This window comes from Amycolatopsis sp. NPDC006131 (assembly GCF_040614175.1).
In the GTDB taxonomy this organism is placed as follows: Bacteria; Actinomycetota; Actinomycetes; order Mycobacteriales; family Pseudonocardiaceae; genus Amycolatopsis_E; species Amycolatopsis_E tucumanensis.
In genome coordinates, this window is sequence record NZ_JBEXTX010000070.1 from 36,668 (window position 1) to 44,605 (window position 7,938).

The 7,938-nt window shown below is 71.4% G+C and carries 8 protein-coding genes; 4 read left to right on the forward strand and 4 right to left on the reverse strand.

Translation table 11 applies throughout. The features are described from left to right. Positions 1 to 15 precede the first annotated feature (15 nt). The 3 genes from ABZ215_RS29315 to ABZ215_RS29325 are packed head-to-tail and all read right to left on the reverse strand — an operon-like array spanning position 16 to position 2,731. Entirely contained in the window at positions 16 to 762 is a 747-nt protein-coding gene (locus tag ABZ215_RS29315) for an SDR family NAD(P)-dependent oxidoreductase (protein ID WP_354953176.1), read from the reverse strand. Continuing rightward, entirely contained in the window at positions 759 to 1,469 is a 711-nt protein-coding gene (locus ABZ215_RS29320; RefSeq protein WP_354953178.1) for an alpha/beta fold hydrolase, read from the reverse strand. Before ABZ215_RS29320 ends, ABZ215_RS29315 begins: the two co-directional genes overlap by 4 nt. Next, a complete protein-coding gene (locus tag ABZ215_RS29325; RefSeq protein ID WP_354953180.1) occupies positions 1,466 to 2,731 on the reverse strand; it encodes an MFS transporter in 1,266 nt (421 codons plus the stop codon). Before ABZ215_RS29325 ends, ABZ215_RS29320 begins: the two co-directional genes overlap by 4 nt. Positions 2,732 to 2,890: 159 nt before the next feature. On the opposite strand from ABZ215_RS29325, the gene ABZ215_RS29330 reads away from it, so the two are divergent. Next, entirely contained in the window at positions 2,891 to 3,640 is a 750-nt protein-coding gene (locus tag ABZ215_RS29330; protein WP_354953182.1) for an IclR family transcriptional regulator, read from the forward strand. A 56-nt stretch (positions 3,641 to 3,696) separates the two neighbouring features. Here ABZ215_RS29330 and ABZ215_RS29335 read toward each other — a convergent pair whose 3' ends face one another. Continuing rightward, positions 3,697 to 4,575, reverse strand: coding sequence for a LysR family transcriptional regulator (locus ABZ215_RS29335; protein ID WP_354953184.1), 879 nt, complete (start codon positions 4,573 to 4,575; stop codon positions 3,697 to 3,699). 120 nt (positions 4,576 to 4,695) lie between these two features. Between ABZ215_RS29335 and ABZ215_RS29340 the strand changes: the two genes are divergently transcribed. Genes ABZ215_RS29340 through ABZ215_RS29350 form a run of 3 tightly spaced genes read left to right on the forward strand, consistent with a single transcriptional unit; the run spans position 4,696 to position 7,885 of the window. Further along, positions 4,696 to 6,156, forward strand: a complete 1,461-nt coding sequence (locus ABZ215_RS29340) for an amidohydrolase family protein (RefSeq protein ID WP_354953186.1) — start codon at positions 4,696 to 4,698, stop codon at positions 6,154 to 6,156. Next, positions 6,153 to 7,112 carry a fumarylacetoacetate hydrolase family protein gene (locus ABZ215_RS29345; RefSeq protein WP_354953188.1) on the forward strand — a complete coding sequence of 320 codons (960 nt, stop codon included), beginning with the start codon at positions 6,153 to 6,155 and terminating at the stop codon, positions 7,110 to 7,112. The genes ABZ215_RS29340 and ABZ215_RS29345 overlap by 4 nt, the downstream gene beginning before the upstream one ends. Continuing rightward, positions 7,112 to 7,885, forward strand: a complete 774-nt coding sequence (locus ABZ215_RS29350) for a cyclase family protein (RefSeq protein WP_354953190.1) — start codon at positions 7,112 to 7,114, stop codon at positions 7,883 to 7,885. Before ABZ215_RS29345 ends, ABZ215_RS29350 begins: the two co-directional genes overlap by 1 nt. Positions 7,886 to 7,938 lie beyond the last annotated feature (53 nt).

The window sequence follows — 7,938 nt, forward strand, 5'->3', positions numbered from 1 at the left end:
CTTCCAACCCCCTTGTCATCGGATCGTCGGCGCCAGCTGAGTGCCGGCGGCGACGTGGATCACTTCGCCCGTGATGGCGCGGGCGCGGTCGGACACCAGAAAGGCGACGGCGTTCGCGACGTCCGCCGGTTCCACGAGCCTGCCCAGCGGGGAGGCGGCGGCGAACCGGCCGGTGTAGTCGTCGAGGAACTCCGGATCGGCCTTCTGGACGTTGAACGCGGTGTGCACGAAACTCGGCGCGACGACGTTGACCGTGACCCCGAGTGGGCCCAGCTCGCGGCAGGCCACCCGGGTCAGCCCGACGAGCCCCGCCTTCGACGCGGAGTACGCCGGGGTCCAGCCGCCGCCGAGCCACACGCGTGAGCCGATCGACACCACCCGGCCGCCGCCCTGCCGCCGCCACAGCGGAACGCAGTGCTTCATCAGCAGCACCGGCCCGGTCAGGTTGACCTGCAAGGTCGCCTGCCAGGTTTCGAGGTCCAGGTCCGCCACGGTGTGCGGCGGTTCGATCCCGGCGTTGTTCACCAGCGCGTCGACCCGGCCCCAGGCGGCGTCGACCTGCTCGACGGCGGCCTGGACGGATCCTTCGTCGGTGACGTCGGCCTCGATGCCCAGGACCTCGCCGGTGTACTGATCCGCGGCTTCCTTCGCGCCGCGGCGGTCCAGCAGCGCGACCCGGAAGCCGTCGGCGAGCAGGGCCGTGGCAATGGCCGTGCCCATGCCACCCGCCCCGCCGGTCACGATCGCGACGGGCGCGGTCACGACGCGTGCTCCGCCGCGACCTTGACGATCGTGTCCGCCACGGCGCCGGGCATCGACAGCATCGGGGAGTGGCTCGATTCGAGCTCGCTCACCGAACCCACCCGGACGGCCATCTTGCGCTGGACCTCCGGCGTGCAGGCCCGGTCGAGCGTGCACACGACGAAGTGGGCGGGGACCGTGCGCCAGGCCGCGCGGGAGACGACCGCGGTCCTGGCGTCGGCGTGCTCGGGGGTGAGGCGTGCGGCCGCGTCTGCCGCGTCGGAGGGCGTGCAGTCGTGGTAGAAGGCGTGCCGCGCGGTGTCCGGGTCGATGACCAGGTAGTCGCCGACCTGGCGGATGTCGTCCTTGCCCGCCTGGGAACCGGGCTCGGCGTCGTTGACGGAGGCGACCGACTCCCCGGGTTCCAGGCAGAACGCGCTCAGGTAGACCAGGGCGCGCACCCCCGCGGCGTCGCCGACCTCGGTGAGCAGCGCGCCGGAGTAGGAGTGGCCGACGAGCACGATGTCGCCGGGAATGCCGGCGAGCACGCGGACGAGGTGGTCGCAGTGCCCGCGGAACGTCGGATCGCCCGGGGCCCGGTCCTTGCCGGGCAGCGTGACAGTGACGCAGGGGTAGCCGTCGGCTTCGAGCAGGGGCGCGACGCGGTCCCAGGCCCAGCCGCCGTGCCACATCCCGTGCACGAGGACGATCGTGGGTCGGTCGGTCATGACGCGGTCCTTCCGGTCAGTTCTTTGTCTGCTGTGGACACCGTGGTATCCCGGGTGCGGAGGGCGTAAGTGAGCGCGATCCCGGCGACGTAGATGCCGGCGATCACCCACAGCGTCCCGGAGACGCCGATCGGCGCCACCAGCCCGGCGACGACGGGTCCCATGAACTGGCTGACCCCCGCGCCGAGGTTGAGGATCGCGACGGCGCCGCCCACGCGGTGCGGCGCCAGCGCGGGCAGGATCGCCGAGAGCGGGACGAACCCGGAGAGCGCGGCACCGTAGACGATCGCGATCACCAGGATGGCCCAGAAGTTCGGGCCCAGCAGCGCCGGCACGTAGTAGAAGGCGGGCACGCTGAGGGCGCACAGGAAACCGCCGAACCACGCCACCGTCCGGACGCGGCCGATCTTGTCCGCGACGTAGCCGAAGAGCACGTTGGCGAGGATGTTGGTCAGCAGCATCGTGCCCCACACCGTCTGCCATTCCGGAGTGGACAGTCCGACGTCGCGGACCATGAACGTGCCCAGGAACACCACGAAGGCGTAGAACCCGAGGGTGTTGATCACCCGGACGATCCCGCCGATGCCGACCTTGGGCCGTTCGACGACGACGGTGACGGCGCCGAGGACGGCGCGCAGGCTGGCCTTGACCCCGGCGGGCTGCTGCGGGCGGGCTTTGACCAGGACCGCGAGCAGGATCCCGCCTGCCCCGATGAACGCGAGCGAGGTGACCAGGGTGGCGAACTCGCCGATCAGCGGGATGACCGCGCCCGCGTAGTAGGAGCTGATCACGCCGAGCCCGAGCACGAAGAAGAACCAGTACCAGCCCACGGCCTTGCCCATCACCGACTCCGGCGTGTCCATCGCCACCCAGACGAGGAAGCCGTAGGAGAACAGCGGGTAGCCCAGGCCCCGGACGCCGAAGCTGACCAGCATGAACGTGAAGTCGCCCTGGGCCAGCGCGACCAGGAAGGCGATCTCGAAGACCACCCAGATCGCGAACCCGGCGAACATCACCCGCCGGGGTCCGAACGCCTCGGCCAGCGCGCCCGACAACCAGGCGGCGACGGCGACGACGAACCCGTAGACGCTCCACAGCAGCGAGGTCTGGCCCGGGCCGAAGCCGTGCTCGGCGAGGTAGGGGGACAGGAATCCGGATTCGATTCCGTCGCCGATCATGAACAACGTGAGCGCCACGAACCCCCAGCGCAGGTGCGGGACGATGCCCTGGCGCGTCCAGAACCCGCTCACCGGTTCGTCCACCCAGTGACACGGCGGGCACACGCCCGGTCGGTGTTCGTCATGCTCAGAACCTCCTCGTTCTGCTCCGGTGTGGCGGGAACGTAGGGATCCTGCGGCCCGGGCGCCGTCCGGCGCCAGACGTGATTGCCGTCCAGTGGCAATCGCCCGTACATTGACGGCATGGCGGGCCGAACGAACACGCCCGGTCAGTCGGTGTCCCGGCGGTTGCTGACCGTGCTCGACTGCTTCGACGTGGCACATCCGGTGCTCACGCTCACCGAGGTGGCCACGCGCAGCGGTCTGCCCATTTCGACCGCGCGCCGGCTCATCGGCGAGCTCCGCGAGTGGGGCGGGCTGGAACGCCTCGACGACGGCCGGTACCGCATCGGGATGCGCTTGTGGACGATCGGGACGCTCGCCCCGCAGCAACGCGGGCTCCGGGAGGCCGCCCTGCCCTACATGCACGACCTCTTCCAGGCGACCCAGGAGAACCTCCAGCTCACGGTGCTGGAGGGCATGCAGGCGTTGTGCATCGAGAAGATCTCCAGCACCAAGGCCGTGCCGACCAGGACCGAGGTCGGTGGCCGCCTGCCGCTGCACGCGACCGGTGTCGGCAAGGTCTTCCTGGCCTTCTCCGGAAACGACCTGCTCCGGTCGGTCGTCGAGGCGGGCCTGGCGCGGATGACCCCGCACACCATCACCCAGCCCGGACGGCTCGCGGCCACGCTGGAGGAGGTCCGCAAGACCGGGGTCGCCTACTCCTATGAGGAGATGACCCTGGGCGCGGTGTCCGTCGCCGCGCCGATCCTCGGCCTGGACGGCCGGGTCCGCGCCGCGCTCGGCATCGTGGCGCACTCCCGGGCGGCCGTCGACCGGCTCGCCCCCGCCGTGCGCACCGCCGCGCTCGGCATCGCCCGCTGGGCCGGCTGAGCCGGGGCCGAACCTCTGTCCAGAGTGGAAGGGTGATCACCGCCGCCGACGGCGGGTCACGATTCCGGCTGCGCCGCGGCGAGCGAGCCGGCGGCGGGACTCGCGAGCGTCGCGGCGCGGAACGCGGCGACGGTGTCTCGGCGGTCGTTTCGCCGGCTGGCGATGGCCACGACGGGGTCGGGTCCTTCGAGTGGCAGGTAACGCACCCCGGGGTGGGGGTAGAAGCGGGTGGCGGGTTCGCCGTGGAACCCGATCCGGCCGGTGGTGGCGACCGCGGCCGCGACGTGGGCGGGGGAGCGGACCTCGACGTCGCGCCGGGTGGGTGCGCCGTTCCAGTCCGCCAGTCCTGGCTGGCCGACCAGCTTCACGCGGGGCAGGTCGGCGATGTCGGCCGCGCTGAGGTGCCCGGCGCCGGCGAGCTCCGATTCGGCCGGCACGACCGCGCAGCGTGCGGTGTTCATCACCGGCTCGACGAGGAGGTCGTCGGCTCCGCCGACGTCGTGCAGGACCGCGACGTCGACCTCCCCGGTGCGCACGGCGTCGTACTGCGTCGTCCAGTCCAGTTCCCGGTAGGACAGTTCGAGTTCCGGGTGGTGCGCGGCCAGCAGGGTGCGCGTGGCGGCCCACCGGTCGGCCAGACCGAACCCGAGCACCCCGACGCGCAGGACGGGCTCCGCGTGATCCCCTTCGGCGGTGCGCATGAGCTCGTCCATCTCCGCCAGCACCCGGCGCGCACGGGGCAGGAACCGTTCCCCCGCCGGGGTGAGTGCGACGCGGCGGCTCGTGCGCTCGAACAGCTTCACGCCGAGCTCGCGCTCCAGCTCCTGGATGCGCCTGCCGAACGGCTGCGCCGCGATGTAGTGCGCACGCGCGGCGCGGCCGAAGTGCAGTTCCTCGGCCAAGGTGAGGGCGTACCGCAACGACCGGACGTCCATGTCCCAGCACCTCTTCCAGATCGACGCGACCCGCTCGCCGGGATCACAACCGATTCGGCACATGTTCCGGCGCGCCGGGCCAGCCATGCTGCTGCCAAGCAACGACGCTCGGAGGACATTATGAGCTCACATCGCACCCTCGTCCGCAACGGTCACATCCTCACGATGGACCCCGCGCTCGGGGATTTCCCGGCGGGCGACGTGCTGATCGAGGACGGCGCGATCGTGGCCGTCGGGCCCTCGCTGCCGGTGACCGACGCCGAGATCCTGGACGCGACCGGGCACCTGGTGCTGCCGGGCCTGATCGACACGCACCGGCACACCTGGCAGTCCCTGGTCCGCGGCATCTGCGGGGACTGGACTCTCGCCGACTACTACTTCGGCATTCGGCTCGGTGTGTCACCCGCCTACACCCCGGACGACGTCCGGCTCGGCAACTTCTACGGCGGGATCGACGCCCTGAACGCCGGGGTCACCACCCTGCTGGACTTCTCGCACTGCAACAACACCCCCGACCACTCCGACGGCGCGGTGCGCGGGCTTCAGGAGGCCGGGATCCGCGCGGCGTTCTGCTACGGGTTCTTCGAGAGTTCGCCGGAGGCGAGCCGGTTCGGCGAGCACGAGGCGCGGGTGGCGGACTTCCACCGCATCGCCGACACCTACTTCGCCTCGGACGGTTTGCTCACCCTGGGCGTGTCGCTGTCGGAAATCTTCGGGTTGCCGTGGGAGCACACCGTCGCCGAGCTGGCCGCGGCCCGTGAGCGCCGGGCGCTGCTGGTCAATCACGCCGGCTGTGTGTTCGGCAGCGTGCTGGCCACCGGGATCACCGAGATGGAGGCACTCGGGCTGCTCGGGCCGGACATGGTCCACGTGCACTGCTGCAGCTTCGGCGACGCCGAGTGGGAGGCGATCGCCCGCACCGGCGGGAAGGTGTCGATCTCGGTGGAGACCGAGCTGAACATGGGCTTCGGCCGTCCCGTCTTCGACCGCTGCCGCCGGCACGGGGTGCGGCCGACCCTGTCCGCCGACGTCGTCTCGCTGAACAGCGGCGACCTGTGGCACGAGCTGCGCTACGGCCTCGGCTTCGCCCGCGCGGAGGCCGACCTGCCGGTCAACACCGCGGGCGCGATGCCCGGCTCCGTCACCTACACGGCGCGGGAGGCGCTGGACTGGAGCACCGTCAACGCCGCGGAGGCCCTCGGACTCGGGGACAAGATCGGCTCGCTGACGCCGGGCAAGCGGGCCGACCTGATGCTGGTCGGTGGCCCCGCGCTCGAGCAGCACCCGCGCGTGGACCCCTACGCGACGCTCGTTTTCCAGACCACGGCCGCCGACGTGCGCACCGTGCTCGTGGACGGCCGGGTCGTCAAGCGCGACGGTGTGCTGGAGGTGGCCGATCTGGCCACGGTCACCGCGCAGGCCGACTCGGCGGCCGACCGGATCCTCGGCAGGCTCCGCGACGCCGGACGCGCTCTTCCCGGCACCCCGGAGGGAGCGTGGGCCGCGGTCGAGCCGGCGGCCCGCGAGTTCCACGAGCAGGCGGTGCGGGAAGCGAAGAACAAGGGAGGACGGCACCTGTGAAATGGGTGACCTACGAGGCAGGCGCCGGTGTGCGCACCGGTGTGCTCGACGGTGATGCGGTTCGCGGGCTTCGCCCCGGCATCGACCTGCTGACGCTCGTCCAGGGTGGCGACGGGGCGCTGGCCGTGGCGGGGGAGACCGCCCGTCGTGCCCCGGAGGAGGTTCGACCGCTCGACGACGTCCGGCTGCTCGCGCCGCTGCCGCGTCCGCCGTCGGTCCGTGACGGGTTGTGCTTCCTGGACCACCTGCGCGGCTGTTATCGCGCGCTCGGGCGCAGTGCGGAACTGCACCCGGCCTGGTCGGAGGCGCCCGCGTTCTACTTCGGCAACGCCGCCTCGGTCGTCGGGCCGCACGACCCGGTCCCGGTCGCGCCCGGCTCCCGCATGTTCGACCTGGAGCTCGAGGTGGGTGTGGTGATTGGGCGCGGCGGGCGGGACCTGCATCCGGCCGGCGCGGAGGACCACATCCTGGGGTACACGCTGTTCAACGACTGGACCGCCCGTGATCACCAGCTCCACGACCTGGCGACCGGCATCGGCATGGGCAAGAGCAAGGACAGCGCCCTCACGCTCGGGCCCGCGCTGGTCACCGTGGACGAGCTGGCGGAGTACCGCGTGGACGGACGGCTCGCCATCGAGCTGCGGGCCACGGTCAACGACCGGGAGATCACCCGCGGTCGTCTCGATCAGATGGACTGGACGTTCGGCGAGCTGCTCGCCTACGTCTCCCGCGGCGTGGATCTCGCGCCGGGGGACGTGATCGGTTCCGGGACCGTGCCCGGCGGCTGCCTGCTCGAGCACGTCGACACCCCGGACCTGGCCGGCTTCACCGGCTGGCTGCGGCCCGGCGACGTCGTGTCCCTGCACGGACAGGGGCTCGGCTCGACCCGGCAGACCGTGGCCGAGGGGACCGGCGTCATTCCATTGCGGCCGTGCCGGCCGGAAGGAGAAGTTTGATGCGCAGATTCGTCGACATTTCCGCGCCCCTGCGGGCCGGAATCGCGTCCGACCCCCCGGGGCTCACACCGGAGATCGAGTACCAGTCGCACGCGCAGACCGCCAAGGACCTCCTGGCATTCTTTCCCGGCGCGACCGTCGACGACCTGCCCGACGGTGAGGGCTGGGCGTCCGAATGGGTGCGGCTGACCACCCACAACGGCACTCATCTCGACGCGCCCTATCACTATTCGGCCACCATGAACGGTGGCGAGCGCGCGATGACCATCGACGAGGTGCCCCTGGAGTGGTGCCTGCAACCGGCGGTGAAGCTCGATTTCCGCCACTTCCCCGACGGTTACGTGGCGACCGCGGCCGATGTCGAGGCCGAGCTCAAGCGCATCGGGCACGAGCTGTCGCCGCTGGAGATCGTCGTGGTCAACACGAGCGCCGGTGAGCGCTACGGCCAGGACGACTACGTGTCCTCCGGCTGCGGCATGGGCCGGGACGCGACGCTGTACCTGCTCGAACGGGGCGTGCGCCTCACCGGAACCGACGCGTGGAGCTGGGACGCCCCCTTCGTCCACACCGCCGCCCGGTACGCCGCCGAGCAGGACGCCTCGATCATCTGGGAGGGACACCGGGCAGGCCGGGAGATCGGCTATTGCCACCTCGAGAAACTGCACGACCTCGAGCAGTTGCCCGCCACGGGGTTCGAGATCTCGTGCTTCCCGGTCAAGGTGCACGCCGCCTCCGCCGGCTGGACCCGCGCGGTGGCCATCTTCGACTCCTGAGCCGCTCACCCGGTTCGCCAGGGGCGTGCGCCCGGCGAAGGACCCGCGACTCC

Excerpts from the sequence above, each read along its gene's own strand:
- ABZ215_RS29330 (WP_354953182.1), top strand. The coding sequence starts at position 2,891 with ATGGCGGGCCGAACGAACACGCCCGGTCAGTCGGTGTCCCGGCGGTTG.
- ABZ215_RS29335 (WP_354953184.1), bottom strand. The coding sequence starts at position 4,575 with ATGGACGTCCGGTCGTTGCGGTACGCCCTCACCTTGGCCGAGGAACTG.
- ABZ215_RS29350 (WP_354953190.1), top strand. The coding sequence starts at position 7,112 with ATGCGCAGATTCGTCGACATTTCCGCGCCCCTGCGGGCCGGAATCGCG.
- ABZ215_RS29320 (WP_354953178.1), bottom strand. The coding sequence starts at position 1,469 with ATGACCGACCGACCCACGATCGTCCTCGTGCACGGGATGTGGCACGGC.
- ABZ215_RS29340 (WP_354953186.1), top strand. The coding sequence starts at position 4,696 with ATGAGCTCACATCGCACCCTCGTCCGCAACGGTCACATCCTCACGATG.